The sequence below is a fragment of the Cellvibrio chitinivorans genome (genome assembly GCF_035117775.1).
In the GTDB taxonomy this organism is placed as follows: domain Bacteria; phylum Pseudomonadota; class Gammaproteobacteria; order Pseudomonadales; family Cellvibrionaceae; genus Cellvibrio; species Cellvibrio chitinivorans.
Map to the genome: position 1 here is coordinate 57,056 of NZ_JAYKKN010000006.1, position 24,375 is coordinate 81,430.

General features: G+C 47.7%; 22 protein-coding genes. 16 read left to right on the forward strand and 6 right to left on the reverse strand.

Annotation, left to right across the window (positions count from 1 at the left end):
* Positions 1-60: 60 nt before the first annotated feature.
* From uppS to SPL68_RS15685, 14 genes are all read left to right on the forward strand, one after another.
* Positions 61-795, forward strand: coding sequence for a polyprenyl diphosphate synthase (gene uppS, locus SPL68_RS15620; RefSeq protein WP_323816101.1), 735 nt, complete (start codon positions 61-63; stop codon positions 793-795).
* On the forward strand, positions 788-1,642 hold the full coding sequence (locus tag SPL68_RS15625) for a phosphatidate cytidylyltransferase (protein ID WP_323816102.1): 855 nt from the start codon (positions 788-790) through the stop codon (positions 1,640-1,642). The genes uppS and SPL68_RS15625 overlap by 8 nt, the downstream gene beginning before the upstream one ends.
* A complete protein-coding gene (gene ispC / locus SPL68_RS15630) occupies positions 1,643-2,842 on the forward strand; it encodes a 1-deoxy-D-xylulose-5-phosphate reductoisomerase (RefSeq protein ID WP_323816103.1) in 1,200 nt (399 codons plus the stop codon).
* Between the two features lie 22 nt (positions 2,843-2,864).
* Entirely contained in the window at positions 2,865-4,217 is a 1,353-nt protein-coding gene (rseP, locus tag SPL68_RS15635) for an RIP metalloprotease RseP (RefSeq protein WP_323816104.1), read from the forward strand.
* Positions 4,218-4,290: 73 nt separating this feature from the next.
* A complete protein-coding gene (gene bamA / locus SPL68_RS15640; RefSeq protein WP_416377439.1) occupies positions 4,291-6,942 on the forward strand; it encodes an outer membrane protein assembly factor BamA in 2,652 nt (883 codons plus the stop codon).
* Positions 6,943-6,977: 35 nt separating this feature from the next.
* Positions 6,978-7,490 carry an OmpH/Skp family outer membrane protein gene (locus SPL68_RS15645; protein WP_323816106.1) on the forward strand — a complete coding sequence of 171 codons (513 nt, stop codon included), beginning with the start codon at positions 6,978-6,980 and terminating at the stop codon, positions 7,488-7,490.
* A gap of 17 nt (positions 7,491-7,507) precedes the next feature.
* Complete coding sequence (lpxD, locus tag SPL68_RS15650; RefSeq protein WP_323816107.1) at positions 7,508-8,533, forward strand: UDP-3-O-(3-hydroxymyristoyl)glucosamine N-acyltransferase; 1,026 nt, start codon at positions 7,508-7,510, stop codon at positions 8,531-8,533.
* Between the two features lie 29 nt (positions 8,534-8,562).
* The gene (gene fabZ / locus SPL68_RS15655; protein ID WP_323816108.1) at positions 8,563-9,000 is read left to right on the forward strand and encodes a 3-hydroxyacyl-ACP dehydratase FabZ; all 438 of its coding nucleotides are present in this window, start codon (positions 8,563-8,565) and stop codon (positions 8,998-9,000) included.
* 33 nt (positions 9,001-9,033) lie between these two features.
* The gene (lpxA, locus tag SPL68_RS15660) at positions 9,034-9,804 is read left to right on the forward strand and encodes an acyl-ACP--UDP-N-acetylglucosamine O-acyltransferase (protein ID WP_323816109.1); all 771 of its coding nucleotides are present in this window, start codon (positions 9,034-9,036) and stop codon (positions 9,802-9,804) included.
* Between the two features lie 82 nt (positions 9,805-9,886).
* Positions 9,887-11,032, forward strand: a complete 1,146-nt coding sequence (lpxB, locus tag SPL68_RS15665; protein WP_323816110.1) for a lipid-A-disaccharide synthase — start codon at positions 9,887-9,889, stop codon at positions 11,030-11,032.
* Positions 11,033-11,081: 49 nt separating this feature from the next.
* The gene (gene rnhB, locus SPL68_RS15670; RefSeq protein WP_323816191.1) at positions 11,082-11,657 is read left to right on the forward strand and encodes a ribonuclease HII; all 576 of its coding nucleotides are present in this window, start codon (positions 11,082-11,084) and stop codon (positions 11,655-11,657) included.
* Positions 11,658-11,699: 42 nt separating this feature from the next.
* Positions 11,700-15,233 (forward strand): DNA polymerase III subunit alpha, encoded by a 3,534-nt coding sequence (gene dnaE, locus SPL68_RS15675; protein ID WP_323816111.1) that lies wholly within the window; start codon positions 11,700-11,702, stop codon positions 15,231-15,233.
* A gap of 201 nt (positions 15,234-15,434) precedes the next feature.
* A complete protein-coding gene (locus SPL68_RS15680; protein ID WP_323816112.1) occupies positions 15,435-15,890 on the forward strand; it encodes a CBS domain-containing protein in 456 nt (151 codons plus the stop codon).
* A 259-nt stretch (positions 15,891-16,149) separates the two neighbouring features.
* Positions 16,150-17,097, forward strand: coding sequence for an acetyl-CoA carboxylase carboxyltransferase subunit alpha (locus SPL68_RS15685; protein WP_323816113.1), 948 nt, complete (start codon positions 16,150-16,152; stop codon positions 17,095-17,097).
* A gap of 81 nt (positions 17,098-17,178) precedes the next feature.
* Here the strand turns inward: SPL68_RS15685 and SPL68_RS15690 are convergent, their stop codons facing one another.
* The 6 genes from SPL68_RS15690 to yciH all read right to left on the reverse strand — a co-directional run bounded on the left by SPL68_RS15690 (position 17,179) and on the right by yciH (position 22,683).
* On the reverse strand, positions 17,179-19,698 hold the full coding sequence (locus SPL68_RS15690; protein ID WP_416377437.1) for a YgiQ family radical SAM protein: 2,520 nt from the start codon (positions 19,696-19,698) through the stop codon (positions 17,179-17,181).
* Between the two features lie 105 nt (positions 19,699-19,803).
* On the reverse strand, positions 19,804-20,070 hold the full coding sequence (locus SPL68_RS15695; RefSeq protein ID WP_323816114.1) for a rhodanese-like domain-containing protein: 267 nt from the start codon (positions 20,068-20,070) through the stop codon (positions 19,804-19,806).
* Positions 20,071-20,099: 29 nt separating this feature from the next.
* Entirely contained in the window at positions 20,100-21,200 is a 1,101-nt protein-coding gene (locus SPL68_RS15700) for an AI-2E family transporter (RefSeq protein WP_323816115.1), read from the reverse strand.
* 168 nt (positions 21,201-21,368) lie between these two features.
* On the reverse strand, positions 21,369-21,905 hold the full coding sequence (locus SPL68_RS15705; RefSeq protein WP_323816116.1) for an energy transducer TonB: 537 nt from the start codon (positions 21,903-21,905) through the stop codon (positions 21,369-21,371).
* Between the two features lie 207 nt (positions 21,906-22,112).
* Positions 22,113-22,352: a DUF3820 family protein gene (locus SPL68_RS15710; protein WP_323816117.1), complete on the reverse strand. Its 240-nt coding sequence runs from the start codon at positions 22,350-22,352 to the stop codon at positions 22,113-22,115.
* Position 22,353: 1 nt separating this feature from the next.
* The gene (gene yciH, locus SPL68_RS15715) at positions 22,354-22,683 is read right to left on the reverse strand and encodes a stress response translation initiation inhibitor YciH (protein WP_323816118.1); all 330 of its coding nucleotides are present in this window, start codon (positions 22,681-22,683) and stop codon (positions 22,354-22,356) included.
* 94 nt (positions 22,684-22,777) lie between these two features.
* Here yciH and SPL68_RS15720 point away from each other — a divergent pair, with 94 nt between their 5' ends.
* Both SPL68_RS15720 and SPL68_RS15725 read left to right on the forward strand, forming a co-directional pair.
* The gene (locus tag SPL68_RS15720; protein WP_323816119.1) at positions 22,778-23,962 is read left to right on the forward strand and encodes a serine hydrolase domain-containing protein; all 1,185 of its coding nucleotides are present in this window, start codon (positions 22,778-22,780) and stop codon (positions 23,960-23,962) included.
* A gap of 27 nt (positions 23,963-23,989) precedes the next feature.
* Positions 23,990-24,211: a SlyX family protein gene (locus SPL68_RS15725; protein ID WP_323816120.1), complete on the forward strand. Its 222-nt coding sequence runs from the start codon at positions 23,990-23,992 to the stop codon at positions 24,209-24,211.
* Positions 24,212-24,375: the final 164 nt, after the last annotated feature.

Genomic DNA, 24,375 nt, shown 5'->3' on the forward strand with positions numbered 1-24,375 from the left:
ACAAAAAGCAAAAACGGGCTGTCGTATCTAGCGATAAAGCCTGCTACCGGGAGACTCTGCGTGACTGACAAACGTCTTCGCCATGTGGCGATCATCATGGATGGCAATAATCGTTGGGCCAAGCAACGCGGTATGGCGGGTGTTTCCGGCCATAAAGTCGGCGTTGAGCGCATTCGCGATGTGATGTCAGCCTGTCAGGATGTCGGGATCGAAGTGCTTACCGTGTTTGCATTTAGCAGCGAAAACTGGCGCCGTCCGCCGGTAGAAGTGGAAGCATTGATGTCGCTGTTTTTGTTGTATCTGAAAAATGAAGCTAAAGCGCTGAAAAAGAAAGGCGTTGCTCTGCGTGTGATTGGCAATCGTGAGCGTTTTAGTCCCTCCATCCAAAAAGCGATAGAAGCTGCTGAAGAGCTGACCCGTGGCGGTAAAACCACCTTGGTGATCGCAGCCGATTACGGCGGCCGTTGGGATATAGCCCAAGCGGCTAAAAAACTTGCACAGCAAGTGGTGGCAGGGGAGCTGGATGCTGCAGCTATCACCGAAGACACGCTGGATGCGCAAACATCCCTTGCTGATTTACCACCCTTGGATTTGTTGATTCGCACCGGTGGCGAAGTTCGTATTAGCAACTTTCTGCTGTGGCAGTGCGCATATGCCGAACTATTTTTCAGCGACAAGCTCTGGCCAGACTTTGATGGCGATGAATTGAAAAAAGCCGTTGCCAGTTTTTCAGAACGTCAGCGCCGGTTTGGTATGACTGGCGATCAAATTGATGCGGGAGCACTGAATGCTTAAGCAACGGGTTATCACCGCGTTGGTTTTGGCGGTTATTTTTCTTCTGGCGTTATTTGGGCTGCCTGCTGGCTACTTTTCATTCTTTATCGGCGTGGTGTTATTGATCGGCGCTTGGGAGTGGGCGGGATTATCCGGTTGGACCGTCATTTGGCAGCGCTTCGTCTATTCCTTCTTTTTATTGCTTCTGTTAACTGGCGCTTCGCTTTATTTGGGTTTTGAGGGTGAGGCAAGCCCGCGCCTTAATGATCCTGCGATTCGCGACCTGTTGATTGTTGGCTGTGCTTGGTGGGCATTGGCGCTGCTGTTAGTGCAGGGTTATCCCAGCAGCGGTGTACTTTGGGGGCACAAAGCATTGCGCTTGCTGATGGGGGTATTGGTGTTAATCCCCACTTGGGTGGCGCTGGTGTACGTGCGCCAACAAGCTAATGGTGCTTGGTTGGTGCTGCTCCTGATGCTGATTGTGGCTCTGGCTGATAGCGGTGGATATTTTGCTGGTCGTCGCTTTGGCAAACACAAACTGGCACAGGCAGTTAGTCCAGGTAAAACCTGGGAGGGATTTGCTGGTGGGTTGCTGGCCAACTGTGTGTTGGCGCTGATTCTGAGTCAGGCGTTGAATGCTAATCTTCTATTGATGTTGGTGCTAATTATCCCTACTAGTCTGGTTTCTGTGCTGGGTGACTTGCTGGAAAGTATGGTCAAGCGTCATGCGGGTGCTAAAGATAGTGGCAGTATTTTACCTGGCCACGGTGGCATTCTTGATCGTGTTGATGGCATTACTGCTGGTGCTCCGGTCTTTGCCTTGGCGCTGCTTGCCAGTGGTGTTTTGGTGTCGGGCTCTGGTGTTTAGATGCAAGCGACACCTCAACAAATAACCGTTCTCGGGGCTACCGGCTCAATTGGTGTTAGCACGCTGGATGTTATTGCGCGTCACCCCGACCGCTACCAAGTGTTTGCATTAAGTGCGGATCGTCGTTGGCAAGTGTTGGCAACGCAATGTTTAACGCATAATCCGCGTTATGCGGTGCTCAATGATTCTGCGGCAGCAGTAGAGTTGGAGCGCGAATTGCGCCGCCAAGGTTGCGCAACCGAGGTTCTGCAAGGCGCTGATTCGTTGTCTGCCATTGCCGCCCATGAGCAAGTTGATACTGTCATGGCGGCGATTGTGGGTGCTGCTGGATTATTGCCTACATTGGCTGCTGTCAGAGCAGGAAAAAAAGTACTTCTTGCAAACAAAGAAGCTTTGGTTATGGCGGGCGGCTTGTTTACCCGTGCGGTTGCTGAGCATGGTGCGCTTTTGTTGCCAATCGACAGTGAGCACAACGCAATTTTCCAGTGTTTGCCTAATCACCGTAATGATTATCTTGCTGATGGGCTCACATCGAGCGGTGTTCGTAAAATTCTCCTGACAGCATCTGGTGGCCCCTTCAGAAATACCCCGATTGCTGATCTCCCCAAAGTAACTCCCGAGCAGGCTTGTGCTCATCCCAATTGGAGTATGGGGCAAAAAATTTCGGTCGATTCAGCCACCATGTTAAACAAGGGCTTGGAACTGATCGAAGCTTGCTGGCTTTTCAATACCCGTCCGCAGCAGGTGCAGGTCGTTATTCATCCGCAGAGCGTAATTCACTCGATGGTTGAATATATTGATGGCTCAGTACTGGCTCAGTTGGGGAATCCGGATATGCGCACCCCGATTGCGCATGCTTTGGCCTGGCCAGAGCGTATTGAGTCGGGTGTGTCGAGTTTGGATCTTATTGCTACCGCAAGGCTGGATTTCTCTGCGCCGGACTATGCGCGTTTTCCCTGTTTGCGTTTGGCGCAGCAGGCCGCTGAGGCATCTGGTGCGGCGCCGGCCGTCTTAAATGCCGCTAATGAGGTTGCAGTCGCTGCTTTTTTGCAGCGGCGTATCCGTTTCGATCAGATTGCAATTGTTATCGATCACGTATTGGCGTGTTTATCCCCCGCTGAACCCCGGAGTTTGGAGCATGTCCAAAACGCCGATGCTGAAGCCCGTGCGATGGCTCAGCAGTTAATCGCAAGTTGGTAACTCATTGCCTGAGGTTGTATCCGTGGACTTAATCCAGACAATCCTGTCGTTTTTAGTGGCCTTGTTAATTCTGGTTTCCATCCATGAGTTTGGGCATTTTTATGTTGCGCGCCGCTGCGGTGTCAAAGTGCATCGCTTCTCTATAGGTTTTGGCAAAGTGCTTTGGTCATGGCGCGACAAGCAGGGTACTGAATATGCGTTTGCCGCTTTGCCTTTAGGTGGCTACGTCAAGATGCTCGAAGAGCGCGAAGGTGATGTGGCTCCTGAAGAGCGGCACATGGCGTTCAATAATAAATCGGTGTGGCAGCGTATTGCGATTGTTGCTGCAGGCCCGATTGCCAATTTTCTGCTGGCGATGCTGCTGTTTTGGGGGTTGTTGCTCCAAGGGCAGCGTGATCTTATCCCGGTGATCGATACCGTCGCGCCCGATTCTGTTGCTGCCCAAGCGGGTCTTGAGCATGGTCAGGAAATTGTAGAGGTGGATGGTATCTCCACGCCGACTTGGCAGGCGTTAAATAAAGCGCTACTCAATCGTCTTGGTGAATCAGGTCGAATTAGCTTTAAAGTCGCCTATCCAGATTCACATTTTCAGTATGAATCTGAGGCCCAATTAGATGCTTGGTTGCGCGATGCAGCTGATCCGGATCCTATTGCTGGTTTGGGTATCACACTGTTTTTACCAAAGATCCCCCCGGTTGTTGGCGAAGTGGTTGCCGCTAGCCCTGCGGAAAAAGCAGGGTTAAAAACCGATGACAAAATTTTGCAGGTAGATGATCTGCCAATCGATGATTGGCAATCCTGGGTGGAGTACGTGCGCAAGCATCCAGAAGTAGCGTTGCAGGTGCAGTTGGAGCGGGATGCGCAGGTAATGGAGGTTACCCTTATCCCAGAATTACTAGAGGAAAGTGGACAGCGTATTGGCCGAGTAGGCGTAGGTGTTAAACCCTACACCATGCCGGAGGATATGATCCGCTCCTATAACTATTCTGTTGCAGGTGCCTTTGTTGCAGGGGTCAATAAAACATGGGAAACATCGGGATTTGTTCTTTTATCAGTCAAAAAATTGATTCTTGGTGAAATTTCTACGAAAAACTTGAGTGGACCGATAACCATTGCTAAGGTGGCGGGCTCTTCAGCCGAGAGCGGCTTGCGGAGCTTTATTGGTTTTGTCGCATTGCTCAGTGTGTTTCTGGCAGTCTTTAACCTATTGCCTATCCCGGTACTGGATGGCGGACATTTATTTTATTACTTCATTGAAGTAATTAAGGGGAAACCGGTGTCCGACAAAGTGCAAATGCTGGGGTATCAGGTTGGGCTCTTCCTTGTGATCAGCTTAAGCGTGCTAGCACTGTATAACGACATAATGCGGCTTTAAGCTGGCAGTCTGTGCCGGGTCGCGTAACCAACATTCATTTATGATTAGAACAAATTCTATGAAGCGAGTTTTGATGCGAGTTATTGGCTGTTTTCTAGCACTATTTCTGTCTTTCGCTGTGCAGGCGCAAACCTTTCGTGTGAGTGATATTCGCGTAGAAGGTTTACAGCGTGTTTCAGCAGGTACTGTCTTTAGTGCCATGCCGATCCGGGTGGGTGATGTATTAACTCAGGCCGATGTTCAAAACGCGACCCGCGAACTTTTTAAGATTGGTTATTTCTCTGACGTTGCCATCAAGCGTGATGGCGATGTGCTGGTATTAGTGATTAAAGAGCGTCCAGCAATTAATAAAATTGAGCTGGAGGGTAACAAGGCCATCAAGACTGAAAACCTGATGGACAGTCTGAAAGACAATAATTTGTCTGAAGGTCAAATTTTCCAGCGCGCTACTTTGGAAGGTATTACTCAAGCCCTGCAACGTGAATATGTAAACCAAGGGCGCTATGGAGCAAGTGTCAAAATTGAAATTGAAGACATGCCACGTAACCAGGTTAAGGTATTGGTAAAAATCGATGAAGGCAGCCCATCACGTATCAAGCAAATCAATATTGTTGGGAACAACAGCTATAAAGAAGAAGAGTTGATTGACCTGTTCGAACTGAAAACTACAGGAATGTGGTCATGGATTTCGGGCAATGACAAATACAACAAAGAAAAAATGAAAGGGGATTTGGAGCGTCTTGAGTCATGGTACATGGACCGTGGTTATCTGAACTTCAAAATCGATTCCTCGCAAATTTCTTTAAGCCCGGACAAATCCAAAATCTTTGTCACCGTCAATATTACTGAAGGCGATATTTATAAAGTAAGTGATATTGAGCTTGCGGGTGATCCTGCTATTGATGAGCAAATTATTCGCAGCATGATCCTGATGCGCAAAGACCAAACTTTCTCGCAAATTCTGATGACCACCTCGGAAGAGTACGTTACCAAGCGTTTGGGTAATGAGGGTTATACCTTTGCCAAAGTAGAGGGTATGCCCGAGCGTAATGACGAAGATAAAACGGTAAAAATTACCTTCTTTATCGAGCCAGGTAAGCGAGCCTATGTAAACCGCATCAATTTCCGTGGCAATACCAAAACTGTCGATGAAGTATTGCGCCGTGAGATGCGTCAAATGGAGGGTGGCTCTGCTAACTCAGCACAAATTGAAAACTCTAAAGTGCGATTGGAGCGTTTGGGTTTTTTTAAAGAAGTAAAAGTAGAAAACAAAGAAGTACCCGGCACATCAGATCAAATCGATGTTGAATACACTGTTGAAGAGCAGCCATCTGGAAGCATGGGGTTGCAAGTCGGTTATGCGCAATACTCAGGTCTGTTGTTCTCTGCAAGCATCCAGCAAAACAACTGGTTTGGTACCGGTAAACAAGTAGGGTTCAGCTTTAGTCACAACCGTTACCAAACATCTTACAACTTTAATTACAACGATCCGTACTTTACCCCTGATGGTGTAAGTCGCGGTGTTAGTTTGTATTACACCACCAGTGACTACGGTTCCTATAACGTTACTCCTTATAGTACTAACGTCTACGGCGGAAAATTGAACTTCGGTTATCCTATTTCTGATATTGAGCGTATTGGCTTCGATATAGGTTTGCGTAGCTTGGAGGTGGAGCCAACCGCGTATTCATCCCAGGAAATTATTCGGTCGCCTTATTGGAACTCCGATATTGGTTACATCACTCAGTCTGACAATTACGAATTGATTCAAAACATCAATAACGGTATCGATTTCCCCAATGGTAGTTATGTTCCGCTAGCCTTCACGGAAGACATGTTGGGTGAGCCCGGCTTTTTGGATGTTTACGGCGATACCTTCAATGATGCGCAAGTCAGCATGTATTGGATGCGCTCTACGCTGAATCGCGGGATATTGGCAAACCGCGGGGCATCACAACAGCTAACGTTTGAGTTGTCATTGCCCGGCGGTGATTTGCAGTACTACAAGTTCAACTATACCGGCCAAATCTTCAAGCCTTTAACTCGCTCATTAACTCTACGCTTGCATACTCGCTTGGGCTATGCGGGTGCTTATGGAGATTTGGATGAGCTGCCATTTTTTGAGCATTATTATGCTGGCGGTTTTGGGTCTGTTCGTGGTTTTGAGCGAAATACATTAGGGCCAAGAAGTTCACCTAGGGCTACAGAAGTTACGACAAGTACCATATGGGATGACTTGAATGGTGATGGTATCCAACAATCTGGTGAGGTAGGTGGACAAGCATACGTGATGTGTGAAGATCCAGATGCGGCCGGTGCAGGCTCAAGTACTCAAACTACTGTGAGGGTATGTAACCCTGGTGAGCTGATGAGGGATGCGCAGCTAGGTAGCACCTATACAAGTCGTACTCGTGGTGCCTTTGGTGGAAATGTATTAATTCAAGGTGGTGCAGAAATACTTTTCCCATTGCCTTTTATTAAGGATCAGCGTTCTCTGCAGACAACTTTGTTCTTTGACGCAGGTAACGTGTTTGATACTGATTGCGGCGCAACCCAGCTAAATTGTTACGATGTGGATATCAATCGTATTAATACTTCCGTTGGATTGGGGTTGACGTGGATTTCAGGTTTTGGCCCTATGACTTTTAGTATCGCAGAGCCATTACACGAAAATGAGTACGATCGTACAGAAGTGTTCCAGTTCTCCTTGGGGCAAACTTTCTAACAATAATGTTTTACTATTTTTAAGAGGAATAGATTGTGACTGTTACACAAAAGATGTTTGCCGCTATTGCATTGTCGCTGATGTCAGCTGTCTCATTTGCGCAAGGTAAAGTGGTAGTGCTGGATCCGACAGCAGCGGTAATGGGTACTACAGCTGCGAAGGCAAAAATTGAAAAACTGCAAAAAAGTGCCGAATTTGCTGCTGCAAAAGCCAAACTCGACGGATTGGCTGCAGACATTAAAGCCTTACAAGCGGAATACCAAAAAGATGGTATGACTTGGAGCGCTGAAAAGCGTGCTGAAAGTGAAAAGAAACTGCAAAGCCTCGGGCAAGATTACCAATTCCAAGGTAAAAAATTGCAATCTGAGCAACAAGTACTAATGCAACAAATCATGCAAGAGCTTGGTCCTAAAATGGAGGCTGTTGTTAAGCAACTGGTAGAGTCTGAAAACGTCACTATGATTGTTGATGCAAAAGCAGTCATGATGTCAAAGCCAGAAAATGATCTGACTCCAAAGGTTACTGCACTACTTGATAAAGCTAAGTAAGACTGGCCTTTACTATCATGAAGCGCACTTATTCTCTGGCTGAACTTGCCCAAATTCTGAACGCAGAGTTGAACGGCAATGCTGATCAAAATATAAGTGCGCTGGCGACTATACAGTCTGCTGGCTCAAATGATTTGAGTTTCATTGCCAATCCTGCATACAAAAAATATTTATCCTCAACTCAGGCCGGCGCATTGCTGATTAACGCTGAACTTGCTCCTGAGTTTGAGGGAAATAAGTTGATTGTTAAGAACCCCTATACTGCTTACGCTCAGCTCTCCTCGTTATTTGAATTTCTTCGGGAACCGCATTCGGGTATTCACCCCTCTGCTGTTGTTGGAATGGAATGTGAACTAGGAAAAAATATCTCTATTGCTGCTAATGCAGTAATTGGTGATGGCGTTAGTCTTGGAGATGGAGTAGTTATTGGTGCCGGATGCTATGTAGGTAATGATACGAGTATTGGCGCCAACACCAAACTCGCTGCAAATGTAAGCGTATATCACGGAGTTAGTATTGGCTCCGATTGTATCCTGCATAGTGGCTGTGTGGTGGGCTCTGATGGTTTTGGTTTTGCTCCTGATGCGGGTGGCTGGATTAAAATTCATCAACTTGGCGGCGTGCGTATCGGCAATAAAGTAGAAATTGGAGCCTGCACTTGCATTGATCGCGGCGCACTCGATGATACGCATATTGACGATGGGGCTATTATCGACAATCAGGTTCAAATCGCGCATAACGTCTATATCGGTAAAAATACCGCAATTGCAGCGCAAGTTGGTATTGCCGGGAGTACGAAAATTGGCGCTAACTGCACTATTGCTGGTGCGGTTGGCATTATTGGTCATTTAACGCTGGCCGATAAAGTACATATTACAGCGATGAGTTTAGTGTCTGCTTCAATAAAAGAGGCAGGTTCCTACTCGTCGGCGACACCTTTAGCGCCGACCAAAAATTGGCGTAAGAATGCAGCGCGGTTTCGCCAGTTAGATGAATTGGCAACACGCTTGATAAAACTTGAGCGCACTCATGGTGCGGAATAAATTTTCATTGATTGCTTGGGGTTTGTACCATGATGGACGTTAACGAAATTCGCGAATACCTGCCGCATCGCTACCCATTTTTATTGGTAGATCGCGTGGTGGAATTGGTTGAAGGCGAATCAATTGTCGCGTACAAAAATATTACGGTTAACGAAGAAGTCTTTAATGGCCACTTCCCGCAAAATCCGGTATTTCCCGGGGTAATGATTCTTGAGGCTATGGCACAGGCTTCAGGTATTCTTGGTTTTAAAACCATGAATAAAAAGCCACAAGATGGCTCTATTTATTTGTTTGCCGGTGTGGATGACGTGCGCTTTAAGCGTCAGGTGGTTCCCGGTGATCGTTTGCAGTTGGAGTCGCGCGTTATTTCTGAAAAACGCGGGATTTGGAAATTCGAATGTAAAGCGAGTGTTGATGGTGTATTGGCTGCATCTGCCACAATTCTCTGTGCTGATCGCAAAGTTTAATCTGTTTTAAACTGAAACCAGCGAGACGATATTTTGATAGATTCAACTGCAATTATTCATCCCAGTGCAAAATTAGCTCCTGATGTAACAGTGGGGCCTTGGACTATTATCGGGCCAGATGTAGAAATTGGCGAGGGCAGTGTAATCGCATCTCACGTCGTTCTAAAAGGCCCGACAATCATCGGCAAACATAATCACATCTACCAATTTTCAACGGTGGGTGAAGACACTCCCGATTTGAAATACAAAGGTGAGCTTACTCGTTTGGTTATTGGCGATCACAATGTGATTCGCGAAGGCGTGACGATTCACCGTGGTACCGTGCAAGATCGAAGTGAAACCACTATTGGCGACCATAATTTGCTAATGGCCTATGTACACGTCGGGCACGATAGCGTCATCGGCAATCATTGTATTCTGGTCAATAACACTGCTTTGGCTGGTCATGTCTATGTGGGTGATTGGGCAATTTTGAGTGGTTTTACTCTGGTTCATCAGTTTTGCAAAATTGGTGCGCATAGTTTTTCCGGAATGGGCAGTGCAATTGGTAAAGATGTTCCTGCTTATGTGATGGTGACGGGAAGCCCGGCCGAAGCAAAAAATATTAATGTTGAAGGTTTGCGTCGTCGCGGTTTTACCAAAGATGACATCAGTTTGCTGACCAAGGCTTATAAAACAATCTATCGTCGCGGTCTGACTTTGGATGAAGCCTTGGCCGAGTTAAATCCTTTGGCTGTTGAATCCCTCGCATTGCAGGTGTTGATCGAATCATTAAATAGTTCAACACGCGGCATTGTTCGTTAAGCTGTTGTTTAAGCAATTCATAAAATCTTATACAAAAACGATAAGTTTTTAATACTCGCGCTATAAAAATCCGGAGGGCTTGGTGTCTGATCACATACACATAGGTATTGTAGTCGGAGAAGCCTCCGGAGATATTCTTGGCGCAGCGCTAATGCAAGAGTTGCGCAAACATTTCCCTAATGCAGAGTTTTCCGGTATTGGCGGTCCACGCATGTTGGCCCAAGGCTTTCACTCGTACTTTCCTCAAGATCGCTTAGCGGTAATGGGGCTAATTGAGCCCTTAAAGCGTCTGCCAGAGTTGTTGCGGATACGTAAATTTCTGCGCGAACATTTCATTGCAAATCCACCAGCGGTTTTTATTGGTGTAGATTCTCCTGACTTCACGCTTTCCCTTGAAGAATCCCTTAAAGAGCAGGGTATTAAGACCGCTCATTACGTCAGTCCTTCCGTTTGGGCGTGGCGGCAAAAACGTATCATTAAAATTGCGCGTGCTGTTGATTTGATGCTCACACTGCTGCCGTTTGAGGCAAGGTTTTACCATGAGCACAATGTGCCGGTAGAGTTTGTTGGGCATCATTTGGCCGATGAAATTCCTCTCTCTGTCGATAAGGTTGTTGCACGCAAAACCCTTGGTTTGCCAGAGGAAGGGCGAGTAGTTGCTCTTTTGCCGGGAAGCAGGGCAAGTGAGGTAGAGCGCATGGGGGAATTGTTTATGCGCACTGCGGTGATGTGTTTGGAACAGGATCCAGGTTTGCGATTTATTATTCCTGCGGCTAATCCAGATCGTTATCGTCAATTACACATAGAGCTAAATGAATTTGTTGATCTACCGATTACTTTATTTAATGGACATTCCCATGAGGCAATGGCTGCTGCTGATGTGATTTTATTGGCATCCGGTACTGTCGCGTTAGAAGCCTTGTTGCTGAAAAAGCCAATGGTTGTTGCTTATAAAATGGCACCGCTGACTTTTAAAATTTTATCTTGGTTGATAAAAACCCCTTGGGTTTCATTGCCCAACCTGCTTGCACAAAAAATGTTGGTGCCTGAAATCTTGCAAGATAAAGCAACACCGCTAACCCTTAGTGCTGCAGTAATGAATTATTTTGATAATCCGGATGAAGCTCAGGCTTTAAGCGAAATCTTTATGCAAATGCATATCGAATTAAAGCGTGATGCGAGTGCTCGCGCTGCTGATGCGGTAGCGCAATTAATTAGACGCAAATAATCCAACAGGTGATCACGTGCTTGAACCCTTTGTTAGTGTATATAAAGGCTTGTTGTATGCAGGTTGTGATGAAGTAGGGCGTGGGCCTTTGGCGGGAGATGTATTAGCCGCTGCGGTTATTCTGGATCCTGAAAATCCTATCGATGGTTTAAATGATTCGAAAAAGCTCACTGAAAAAAAGCGTGAGCAATTGTTTGTTGAAATCCAGCAAAAAGCAAAAAGCTGGTGTATTGCCAGGGCTTCTGTAGTGGAAATTGATTCCATTAATATTTTACAGGCCAGCCTGCTCGCGATGACGCGCGCTGTGCAAGGGCTTCATATTCAACCTGAGCATGTTCTGGTAGACGGTAATAAATTACCTAAGTGGAATTACACCGCAGAGGCAGTAGTAAAAGGTGATAGTCGTGTTGCTGCAATCAGTGCGGCTTCTATTCTCGCAAAAGTCACACGTGACCGCGAAATGGTTGAGTTGGATAAAATTTATCCTGGCTATGGTTTGGCGGATCACAAAGGTTATCCTACAAAAGTACATATGGATGCATTAACACGATTGGGTGTTACGCCAATCCATCGCACATCCTATGCGCCTGTACGTGCACTAATCGAACAGATTAAATTGTTTTGATTCCTCGCTCCAACTTAGAAAATAGTTATGTAGAAAACGATTATGCCTGCTGCTAATTTTGTTCACCTTCGTTTGCACACAGAGTTTTCACTGAGCGATAGTTTGGTGCGAATCAAATCGCTGGTTAAACGCGTGGCAGAATTGAATATGCCCGCTTGTGCGATTACCGATCAAACCAATTTTTACGGGCTTATCAAATTCTATAAAGCTGCACAGGGCACAGGTGTAAAACCCATCGCCGGAAGTGATTTTTGGGTTGCAAGCACAGAGAGTGATGGCAAGCCTACTCTAATCACCTTACTTGCGATGAATGATCGCGGCTATAAAAATATTATTGAACTCATATCTCGCGGTTGGCGGCAAGGTCAGCAGCAGGGCGTTGCTTATATCCAACGTGAATGGATTAGTGAATACAGCGAAGGTGTTATTGCACTTTCCGGCGGAAAACATGGCGATATCGGCATGGCATTGCTTGGTGGGCGCGCACCGCAAGCAGCGGAATTATTACAGGCATGGATGAGTGATTTTCCCAATCGATTTTATTTGGAATTGCAGCGCACCGGGCGCGAAAACGATGAAAGCTATTTGCACTTAACTGTTGAATTGGCCGATCAACTGCAATGCCCTGTTGTTGCGACCAACGATGTGCGCTTTTTAAAAGCCAGCGAATTTGAAGTGCACGAAGCGCGCGTGTGTATTAGTGAAGGGCGCGCACTTGATGACCCGCGTCGTGAGCGTCGTTACAGCGACCAACAATATCTTCGCTCTGCAGAAGAAATGGCAGAGTTGTTTAGTGATATTCCAGAAGCTATCGCAAACACCATTGAAATTGCCAAGCGCTGTACGATTACGATTCAAATGGGTAAGTACTTTTTGCCGGAATATCCTGTGCCAGAAGGTCTTACTGAGGCAGAATTTTTCCGCAAAATTTCCCATGAAGGTTTGGATCAACGGCTTGAGCGGATTTTGGATAAATCTGCAACGGATTATGCAGAACGCCGCAAAGAGTACGAAGATCGTTTGAACTTTGAGTTAGATATTATTAACCAAATGGGATTCCCCGGATATTTCCTGATCGTAATGGATTTTATCCAGTGGGCGAAAGATCACGATATTCCCGTAGGGCCGGGGCGTGGTTCTGGTGCGGGTTCATTGGTTGCTTATTCATTAAAAATTACCGATCTTGATCCACTCGAATACGATTTGCTGTTCGAACGTTTCTTGAATCCCGAGCGGGTTTCCATGCCCGACTTCGATATCGATTTCTGCATGGATAACCGCGACAAAGTTATTTCTTACGTTGCGGATAACTACGGCCGCGATGCGGTTAGCCAAATTATCACCTTCGGTACCATGGCCGCAAAAGCGGTAGTGCGCGATGTGGCGCGGGTGCAGGGAAAATCTTACGGTCTTGCCGACAAACTCTCCAAAATGATTCCGCCCACACCGGGCATGACACTCGCGCAAGCGTTGCAAGAAGAACCGCAGTTAAAAGAATTTATTGAGCAAGATGGCGACGCTGGCGAAATATGGGAGATGGCCGTACAACTTGAAGGGCTTACCCGTAACGTGGGTAAGCACGCCGGTGGTGTGGTAATTGCGCCTACCAAATTAACGGATTTTTCTCCGTTATATTGCGATGAAACCGGCAGCGGTCTGGTAACTCAATTCGATAAAGGTGACGTTGAAGAAGCAGGGTTGGTGAAGTTCGACTTCCTTGGTTTGCGCACGCTCACTATTATCGATTGGGCGCGCATAATGATTGACAAACAGCGCCTTAAAAAAGGCGAGGCACCACTCGATATCAGCGCAATTCCTCTTGATGATGCAAAAACATTTGGCTTATTAAAGCGTGCAGAAACCACCGCGGTGTTCCAGTTGGAATCGCGCGGTATGAAAGATCTGATTAAGCGTTTGCAGCCAGACAATATTGAAGACCTGATTGCATTGGTTGCGTTGTTTCGCCCAGGTCCGCTCGAATCGGGCATGGTGGATGACTTTATCAACCGTAAGCACGGCCGCGCGCAGGTTGCCTATCCTGACGCAAAATTTCAGCACCATACATTGAAGCCGGTATTGGAGCCGACTTACGGCGTTATTGTTTATCAAGAACAGGTAATGCAGATTGCGCAGGTGCTTGCCGGCTATACACTCGGCGGTGCAGACATGCTGCGCCGTGCGATGGGTAAGAAAAAACCGGAAGAAATGGCCAAGCAGCGAGAAGTGTTTGAAACCGGCGCAAAAAATCAGGGAGTTGACCCTGAGCTTGCAATTAAAATTTTCGATCTGGTAGAAAAGTTTGCGGGTTACGGTTTTAACAAATCTCACTCGGCGGCCTATGCGATAGTTTCCTATCAAACCGCATGGTTAAAAGCACATTATCCCGCGCACTTTATGGCGGCGACCATGTCTTCGGATATGGATAAAACCGATAAGGTAGTTACCTTTATCGAAGAATGCCGCACCATGAAATTGAAGCTGCTACCGCCGGATGTGAACTCTGGTGAGTTTCATTTTACGGTGGATGACGCTGGCCGAATTATTTATGGATTAGGTGCAATTAAAGGTTTGGGTGAAGGACCAATCGAATCGATTATTGCGGCGCGTAATGAAGACGGGCCATTTAAAGATTTATTCGATTTCTGCGCACGTGTTGATCCGCGCAAAGTAAACAAACGCGCGCTTGAAGCGATTATTCGCTCAGGCGCTGCTGACAATCTTGGCTCTACCTGTAATACACCACAGCACAATATTGATCACGACCGCGCGGTTATGTTTGCTGCAATGGGGGAAGCCGTAAAAACAGCAGAGCAGGCAATGGCGAATACCAACGCCGGCATGATGGATTTGTTTGGTGCGGTGATTGCGTCTGACGATTCCAATATCGATGTTTACAGCGATTTTCGTCGTGTGCGTACTTGGACGATGAAAGAGCGATTGAATGCAGAGAAAGAAACGCTGGGTTTATATCTTACTGGCCACCCAATCGATGAATATGAAAGCGAACTCAGTCATTTAGTGACTTCGCGCATCGCCAACTTAAAGCCGGAAAAGGGTGCGCAAACTATTGCTGGACTGGTAATTTCACAGCGAATTGTGCGCACCAAGCGCGGCGATAATATGGCGATCTTGACCATTGATGATCGCACTGGGCGCATGGATGTAACGCTCTTTGCCGAAACCTTTAATAACTCGCGCGATGTACTTTCAAAAGATAGTTTGTTGGTGATTGGTGGTCAGGTTCGCTACGACGACTTTAGTGGCATGTTAAAAATGAGTGCCGATAATTTGCGTTTGCTTTCCGATGTGCGTCAGGAAAAAGTGCGTGAACTTTGGCTTGAGTTGGAGTCGGGCGCATTACCTGCCAGTTTTTCCCGCGAGTTGGGTGAAATGCTTGATCCCTACCGACAATCACCGCAGCAAGAGGCGCGCTGTGCAATTGTGATTGATTATTCGCGCAGTGATGCGCGCGCGCAATTACGGTTTGATAATCAATGGAATGTACGTCCGGAGGATGAATTGTTACAGCACTTGCGCGATAACTACGGCACTCATAAAGTGAAATTAGTGTACTAAGTCTGTCTAAATTTGCATTCAAATCCAAATCGATTGAGGCTGCGTTTGCAGCCTTTTTTATATCTATTATTTGAATCGGCACTTAGAAAAAGTCGATCTAAACAATAAGTACTTAAAGATTATTTCCGTCTTTCGCTATTCCTGCCCGTGACTACAATTGAAATGTAAGGTCTAAAAAACTGAATGATGGAGGGCAGTATCATGTCATCAATTTTGGTTAAAGATTATATGCAGGCCAATGTACAGGCGATCCCGGTAGATGCCAGTGTGCGTGAGGTGGTGGAGCATCTGCTCAAATGGAATATCACCGGTGCACCTGTGGTAAATGCGGAAATGCGTTTGATCGGCTTTGTCTCGGAATCGGATTGCATGAAAGAGATGCTGAACAGTGCCTTCTTTTCCGATGATTCAGCGCAGGTCACCAGTATTATGCGGCACGATGTATTGAGCGTAACGCCGGAAACCAGCATTTTGGAAATCGCCGAAACCATGCTGGGGAATAAACCCAAAAATTATCCCGTAGTGGAAAATGGCAAGCTGATAGGCTTGATTAATCGCCGCAATATATTGATGGCGCTCAAAGAGCACTGCGGTTGTTATTTTGCCCCAACGCGCCCGCGCCCCTCGTTTTCTGTAGCTCAGACGTCTACACAATAACGAATTAGATATTGCTGAGTATCTACTGTGGTCGAATCTGCGTAGCCCTACCGGGGTTACCAGATTCATCCTTCCTCGCTAAGAGGGGCTATTGCACACCTTCATTTTCGCTGGAAAAGATCGACTAAATTGACCTTTTCGCGTAAGGTAGCGTCCCAATTGTGCCGCCTGCAAGACTGTTTAAAAAGTCATCAACTCAGGTTGCAGCACTCATCCTTAAAGCCAAATGGTAGTTTGCTACCCCGATCAAGAGCTCGCTATGAATCTGAATTACCTGGATTTTGAACAGCCCATCGCCGAACTCGAAGGCAAGATTGAAGAATTACAACTAGTTGGCAAAAGTTCCGATGTGAACATTGCTGATGAAATTGCCAAGTTGCGTGAAAAAAGCACCAAATTGACTGAGGCTATTTATACCAAGTTGACTGCTTGGGATATTGTTAAAGTTGCTCGTCATCCGCATCGTCCTTACACCTCCGATTACATTTCGCGAGTGTTCACCGAATTTGATGAGCTCCATGGAGACCGTCATTTTGGTGACGATGCCGCTATTATCGGTGGTGTTGCTCGTCTTGACGGCAAGCCAGTAATGGTTATAGGCGAAGAAAAAGGCCGCAGTGTTAACGAAAAGGTAATGCGCAACTTCGGTATGCCGCGCCCTGAAGGCTATCGTAAAGCCTTACGTTTGATGGAAATGGCCGAACGTTTCAAGCTGCCGGTTTTGACTCTGATCGACACCCCCGGTGCCTATCCAGGTATCGACTCTGAAGAGCGTGGTATTTCTGAATCTATCGCGCAAAATTTGGCGGTTATGTCGCGCTTGCGCACTCCCATTGTATGTACCGTAATTGGTGAAGGTTCTTCCGGTGGTGCATTGGCGATTGGTGTAGGCGATCACCTCAACATGCTGCAGTACTCTACTTACTTTGTTATCTCTCCTGAAGGTTGCGCCAATATTATTTGGAAGACTGTAGCTAAGGCGCCGGAAGCGGCTCAAGCGATGGGTGTAACTTCCAAAGTGCTGCAAGACCTGGGAATTGTGGATGAAACTATTCCTGAGCCATTGGGTGGTGCACATCGCAATGTCGATGAAATGGCGAAAAAGCTGCAAGAACGTTTGATCGCGCAGGTTGATCGTTTAAGCAAAGAGCCAATCGATGCTTTGCTTGAGCGTCGCTATGAGCGTTTGATGAGCTACGGCAACTAATTTCCGTAAGTACAAATCAAAAAGATGCCGCTGATGTGAGTCAGCGGCATTTTTTATGGGCGATATTTTAATTTGAATCGATTACTTGCCCGGTTTGCGATTTGGCGCTTTGCCGGTAGGGCGATTGTTAGGTCGCGCAGAATTACCAGTGGGTTTACCGGATTTGAAACCTGTGGTTTCTTTTTTTGCAGCTGCTCCAGAATTTTTTCCTGCTGCGTTGTGCGCATTAAATTTTTTCGCGCTTTCAAATTTATCGCCAAAGGCTTTCGCCGCAGGTTTGTTCGAACTATTGCCTGTGCGTGGTGCTGTTTTGTTGGTAAATTTCCCTGTGCCGGATTTCGCCTGTTTACCTTGCGCGCGCGCGTTTGGATTGTGGCCGCGGCTTGCTTTTTGCGCTGAGTTGCGTTCGCCTGCTTCATCGGGAATCAGTGCTGATGCGGTATTGCCGATTAGATGTGGTTTGCGCATAGCGCGCAGGGCTTCGCGGATGATCGGCCAGTTGGCCGGGTCGTGATAGCGCAGTAATGCTTTTTGTAGACGACGCTGTTCCAAGCCGCGTGGGATATTAATTTTTTTGCTCTTATAGGTGAGTTTTTTCAGCGGATTGCGTTCGCTCACATACATCGCCGTTGCCAGTGACATAGGTGACGGATAAAAGGTTTGCACCTGATCCACTTCAAAATTGTTTTTCTTCAACCAAAGCGCAAGGTTGAGCATATCTTCATCGCGTGTGCCCGGGTGGGCGGCGATAAAGTAGGGAATTAAAAACTGCTCTTTGCCAGCTTCTTTCGAGAATTTATCAAACATGCGTTTGAACTCGTAGTAGCTGCTCATTTTGGGTTTCATCATCTGCGAGAGCACACCTTCTTCGGTGTGTTCCGGTGCGATTTTTAAATAACCGCCGACGTGATGAGTGACCAATTCTTTTACGTATTCTGGATCGAGTACCGCCAAGTCATAGCGTAAACCCGATGCAACCGATACACGATTTACACCGCGCACTTTACGTACTTCGCGATATAACTTGGTGGTGTGTTTATGATCGGTAATCAAATTCTTACAAATAGTCGGGTACACACACGATAAACGACGGCATTTGGAAAGCGTCGGCATATCTTTGCAAGTCAGGCGATACATATTCGCTGTTGGGCCGCCCAAGTCAGAAATGTGGCCAGTAAAGCCGGGAACCTTATCGCGGATATCTTCAATTTCTTTGAGAATAGATTCCTGCGAACGGCTTTGAATAATTCGCCCTTCGTGTTCGGTAATCGAACAAAACGTACAGCCACCAAAACAGCCACGCATGATGTTTACCGAGGTTTTAATCATGTCGTAGGCGGGAATTTTTTGTTTGCCATAAACCGGATGTGGCACGCGCGCATAAGGCAAATCAAATACGCCGTCCAACTCATCGGTTTCAAGTGGAATTGGTGGTGGGTTGATCCAGATTTCACGGTTCTCGTGTTTTTGGATCATCGGTCTTGCGTTGTATGGATTGGCTTCTTGATGCAAAACGCGTGAGGCGTGCGCATACAAAATTGGGTCTTTACGCACCTTGTCGAACGAAGGCAGACGTACATACACTTTTTCCGCATCCAGCATTTCACTGCGATTTTGCAGTGGCATTGGGATGATGCGAATCGGTTGCGGCTCGTTGGGATCAAACGCTTTTTCGCTTTCAATTCCTTGCGCCGGGCAGCCTTGGGTTTGCAGTTGGTCGGGATTTAATTCGGCAATCTGCGCGGCCATTGTTTCTGGATCGAGCTGACGCAATCCAACTTGCGAATTGTTGATGTCAGCTTGTGCGGCATCAACAACCGATTTGCTGTTGTGTTGATATTCGTAAGGGTTGGGCAATTTATCGATATTGCCCGGCCAATCGATGCGGGTAGAGTCAATTTCAGTCCAGCCAGCGGGCGCTTCTTTTTTGATAACCGCAGTGCCGCGAATGCTATCCAGCTCTTTAATGCTTCTACCTGCCGCGAGTGAGTGGGCGACTTCGGCAATCGCGCGCTCAGCATTGCCGTACAACAAAATATCGGCAGTGGCGTCGATCAAAACGGAGCGGCGCACTTCGTTGCTCCAATAATCGTACTGGGCGATACGGCGCAAACTGGCTTCGATTCCGCCCAGCACAATCGGCACATCTTTATAGGCTTCTTTACAGCGCTGGCTGTATACCGTCACCGCGCGGTCGGGGCGTTTGCCGCCCATACCGCCTGGGGTATAGGCATCGTCGGAGCGCAGGCGCAGATCGGCGGTGTAGCGGTTGATCATGGAGTCCATGTTGCCCGCACTTACGCCAAAAAATAGATTGGGTTTACCCAGTGCCTTGAACGGCTCGGCACTTTTCCAGTCAGGTTGGGCGATGATGCCCACGCGAAACCCCTGTGACTCCAGAAAGCGTCCAATTACTGCCATGCCAAAGCTCGGGTGATCCACGTAGGCATCGCCGCACACAATGATAATGTCGCAGCTATCCCAGCCGAGCTTGTCCATTTCGGCGCGGCTCATCGGCAGGAAAGGCGCAGGCTTATAGGTTTTGGCCTGAGCGTGAATATTGGGCTTGTCGTAGGAGAACAGGTGTTTGGCGGTATTCATAGGACTGCATTAGGGGGGAATTAAACCAGCCGCTATTGTCCCAGAATAGCGGCTGGTGAGACAGCATTAATTTTGAACGCTGCTGATCGCTATTTTAGGTCTCTACTACAAGCGCTGAAGTATGGCCTCGTAACCACCTTCGTTGATGGTATTGGTGAAGCCCATCGCCTGCAGGGTTTGTTGGGCGATACCCGAGCGATTGCCGGAGCGGCAGTAGAGGTGCAGCTTCGCGTTCTTATCGCTCGTCACTTCACCAATACGCAGGGCAATTTCCTCGTAAGGGATATGGGCGGCGCCCTCAATATGGCCTGCGTTAAATTCGTCGGCAGTGCGAACATCGACCCAGAATGCGTTAGAAGAATGGTTGGACATAATCAAAATGCGCCTTAAAAGAGATGGGTTTATTGGGGTGAGACGGTTTGTTTACCATCGGGTTGCGAATTGGTTGCTTGTTGAACCGCAATTGGCCAAGCATAGAGAATGGCTTTCACCAGTGTGGCCAGTGGGATCGCAAAAAATACGCCCCAAAAGCCCCACAAACCGCCAAAGACCAGTACGGCAAGGATAATCGCTACTGGGTGCAGGTTAACGGCTTCTGAAAAGAGCAGTGGAACCAGCACATTGCCATCCAGCGCCTGAATAATCGCATAAGCCAGCATGAGATAAATAAATTCGGACGACCATCCCCATTGGAAGTAAGCGACCATCGCAATAGGCAGAGTGACCACCGCAGCGCCTACAAACGGAATAACCACGGACAAGCCAACCGCAATTGCCAGCAGGGCAGCGTAGTTGAGTCCGAGTAGTACAAAAACCACATAGGAAACTGCGCCCACAATTAAAATCTCGATGACTTTTCCTCGTACGTAATTGGCAAATTGTTGATTCATTTCCTGCCAGACTTTAGTCATCATCGGGCGATTTTGTGGCAGAAATTGGCTGCCCCAAGCCGTGATAACCTCGCTGTCTTTCATAAAAAAGAACACCAGAATTGGCACCAGAATGAGATAGATCAAGAGGCCGATCAGCATTGGAATGTTGGTGACCGAAAAGGTTACCGCTGTTTGTCCGAGAGCGCTGATCTCGGTAGTTAGTGAAATAAATAGCTGCTCCAACTGACGTTCGTTTATCAAATGCGGATATTTTTCGGGCATTAGCATCAATAATTGCTGACCTTCAGCAATCATACCGGGGAGTTCGCTAAAAAAGCGCACCAACTGATTCCAGAGAATTGGCATCACCAGTAATAAAAAAGCAGTTAGCCCGAGCATTAAAATCGCAAATGCAATGCTCACTGCCAGCCAATGCGGGGCGCCCCAGCTCCGCAAATGCACGACAAGACCTTGCATAAGAAATGCGATCACGATAGCCGCAATCATGGGCGCGAGCACTTGCCCCATGCTGAGAATGACGATGAGCCCAACGCCGAGTAACAGTAATAACAGTAACGCTTCTTCGTCCGAGAAATAACGATCAAGCCAGTTGCGGAAAATTTTTAGCATAGTGTCGTAAATGCCTTGGTTGTCGATCACAACAAATAAATAGGTTTTGAGAGCCTAAGCATAACAAGCGGGAGACTTGCCGCGCACTAAAAAAACGCGCACGAAAATCAGGATGGTGAAAACAACAACGCCCGCAAATGCGGGCGTTGTTTAGGCAGAGGCGATGGATCAGGCGCTGGCGAGCAAGCGGTCATACTTGCGGCTGAGCATGTCGTAAAACTGCTCGCGTACTTGAACTATGGTGTTTTTTAGCGCGGTAATTTGCTCCAGAGAGATATCTTTGCGACCGATGTAAACCTGTTTGCGGTAAACCGCGATCTTGGCGCCGTACAAGCGCAGGCTGCGCTCCAGATTCTTCTCGCCCAGCATCAATAATTTAGCTTCGGCTTCCGCCAATTTTTTGAACTCGGCGACTAGCTCGGTATTAACTGCATCCAGCTCGATACGGCGCGCTTGTGGCCAGCGGTCACCAAATTGGATGGACTCTACAACTAGCGACGAATATTTGGCGAAGATATGAGTGACAGTGCCCACTTGGGTGGATACATCCTCCAAAATCTGCAAGCGGCGGTTATCGCGCGCGCTAGTGGCTGGTTGTTGATTACTTTTACGCAGGATCACCCATGCCGTAACCGCAGCGATCAGTGCGCCAAGGCCGATTTTCAGGGAAGTGTCAGTTAATTGTAAAAAAAGCTCGTTATCCATTTGCGTTTGCCTCTCTGTCAGAAAAACGGCGGTTTTTGTTCGTTGAGAGGAGTTTTGCAAAAAGTAGGCCAGTGATGGGCTAGGTAGATGTCGCTGACGGATGGCAGTGTTTAGTTCAAGACCGTCTGAGGCATGGATGCCGAAGATGAGCCTCCATGGATGGATTCACGGCGTGTTTTGAACTAAATGCTGCCATCCGTTTGGTACTTATCGGACAGGTTTTACTTCGCGCAGCGGTTTCAATATTGGCTCTAAACCATTTAAGCGGATCTCATACATCAAGCCTAGAAGCTGGCCGAGCTTGCCTTTGGGGAAGCCTTCGCGGCCCATCCACATTAAGTAATGCTCAGGAATATCGGCGATCACGTGGCCAGCGTACTTGCCGTAGGGCATAGGCGTGGTAACCAAGTCTTTAAGTAATTGCGGATCAAACGGAAACTCATCCACATCAGCCACCAGCAAGTTTCACGGTAAAACCGCGCTTTTCCAACTCGGCTTTCAACTTATCGCGCTGATCACCCTGAATCTCAATCACCCCGTCTTTCACCGAACCACCTACGCCGCAGGTAACTTTAAGCGCTTTGGCGAGGTCTTTTAGTTTGGCCTCATCCAACAAAACACCAGTCACAGTGGTGACGCCTTTACCGTTGCGACCAGCCGTTTCGCGGCGGATACGTACAATGCCATCGCCCTGAGGGATGGTTGCTGCGGGCTTCTCTTCTTTAATGCGACCCGCCTCGGTGGAGTAGACGAGGCGGGAGTTTTTATCTTTGCTCATGGTAATCACTCACAGGAAACAAGCGCCAATTCTACCCTTGGGCACTGGTAGAATGCGCACAACTTTTTTGATGGTGAAATGAAGAGATCAAATTATGACCGTAAACGGCCAATGGTTGCCGCAGTGGCAGCCGCTTATCGATGCCTTTGCCGCTAATTTTGCGCAAGGGGAAGAGGGCGCTGGCTTGGCGCTTATGCATCGCGGTGAGCTGGTGGTGAATGTATGGGCGGGGCAGTGCAGCAATAAGCTGGCGAATCTGGCGCAGGTTGATTGGCGTGAAGATACGCTGGTGAATATCTTTTCTGCCGGAAAAGGTCTGACCGCGCTCTGCGTGTTGCAGTTGGTTGCTGATGGGAAATTATCCTTGGATGAACCTGTCGCCAGCATCTGGCCGGAATTTACGGCAGCTGGGAAAGGCGATATCACCTTGCGCCAGATACTCTGCCATCGCGCCGGAATGTCGGCGTTTCATCAGCATATAGCCAATGAGCAAATTTTCGATTGGGATGTGATGGTGCAACTCGCCGCTGCCGAGGAGCCTTGGTGGGAGCCAAATACCGCGCAAGGTTATTCGCCATTTATGTTTGGCTGGATTTTGGGTGAGTTGGTAAAACGCGCGAGTGGTTACGCGAGCTTTAATGATTATTTCCAAGCGCATGTTGCCCAACCGCTCGGAGTAAATTGCCATTTTGGTGTGCCGAACCATTTACTCGATACGATTGCCGATACCGGCCCGCTGAAGCGCGCAGCCGGTTTGCCAACAGTTTCCAGTGGTGCCGATAGCATCGCTCTAGGCAAATTGATGAAGGCTGATCCGCGCGGTGTAACTAATCGCGCTTTTTCCAACCCGATTAGCTTGATGACGGCAACTAATTCACGTGAATGGCGTCAGGCGCAAATTCCAGCGGCGGGTGCTCATGCAAATGCGCCTGCGCTGGCATCGATTTATGGTGAGCTGGCGCGCGCGCAACAGCAATTGCTGGATGAGTCGGTATTGCCGCTGTGTTGGCAGGAACAAACCTTTGCTGATGACCGTACGCTCGGTTTGCCGCTGCGTTTTAGTCACGGTTTTATGTTGTCGCAACACGACCGGGATGATTGTCGTTACGGTCGCGGTACGCGCGCCTTTGGTCACCCGGGCGCAGGCGGCTGCATTGGTTTTGCCGACCCTGATTTTGAATTGGGTTTTGGTTATGTCACCCAGCGTATGGGAAATCGGATTTTGATCGATGAGCGCGCTGTGCGTTTAATCGATGCGGCTTACGCTGTGCTTGCGTAGACGTACATAAATGAAAGAGGAAATAAAATGTCAGACATTGAAGAGCAATTAATTGATGTGCAAACCCGCGTCGCTTATCAGGAAGATACGCTCGCGCAGTTGAATGATGTAATTACGCGGCAGGATGCGGAAATTGTTCAGTTAAAACAGCAAATGCGTTTACTGGCGCAGCGTTTAGATGAATTGGTGCGCAACCCTTTGCAGGGCGATGAGGTAGATGTTGCGAACGAAAGGCCGCCGCATTATTAATTTTCTTGGCCTGTTGATTAGCATTTGTACGGATCATTTTATGCAAGCATTGCGTTATAAATTGGCGCATCAAATCACATAATCAATAATAAATCCGAATAGCTCGCCCGCCAGAGCGCAAGCCAAGAAAATTTGACTACACTCTGGAATTAACCTGTTTATTT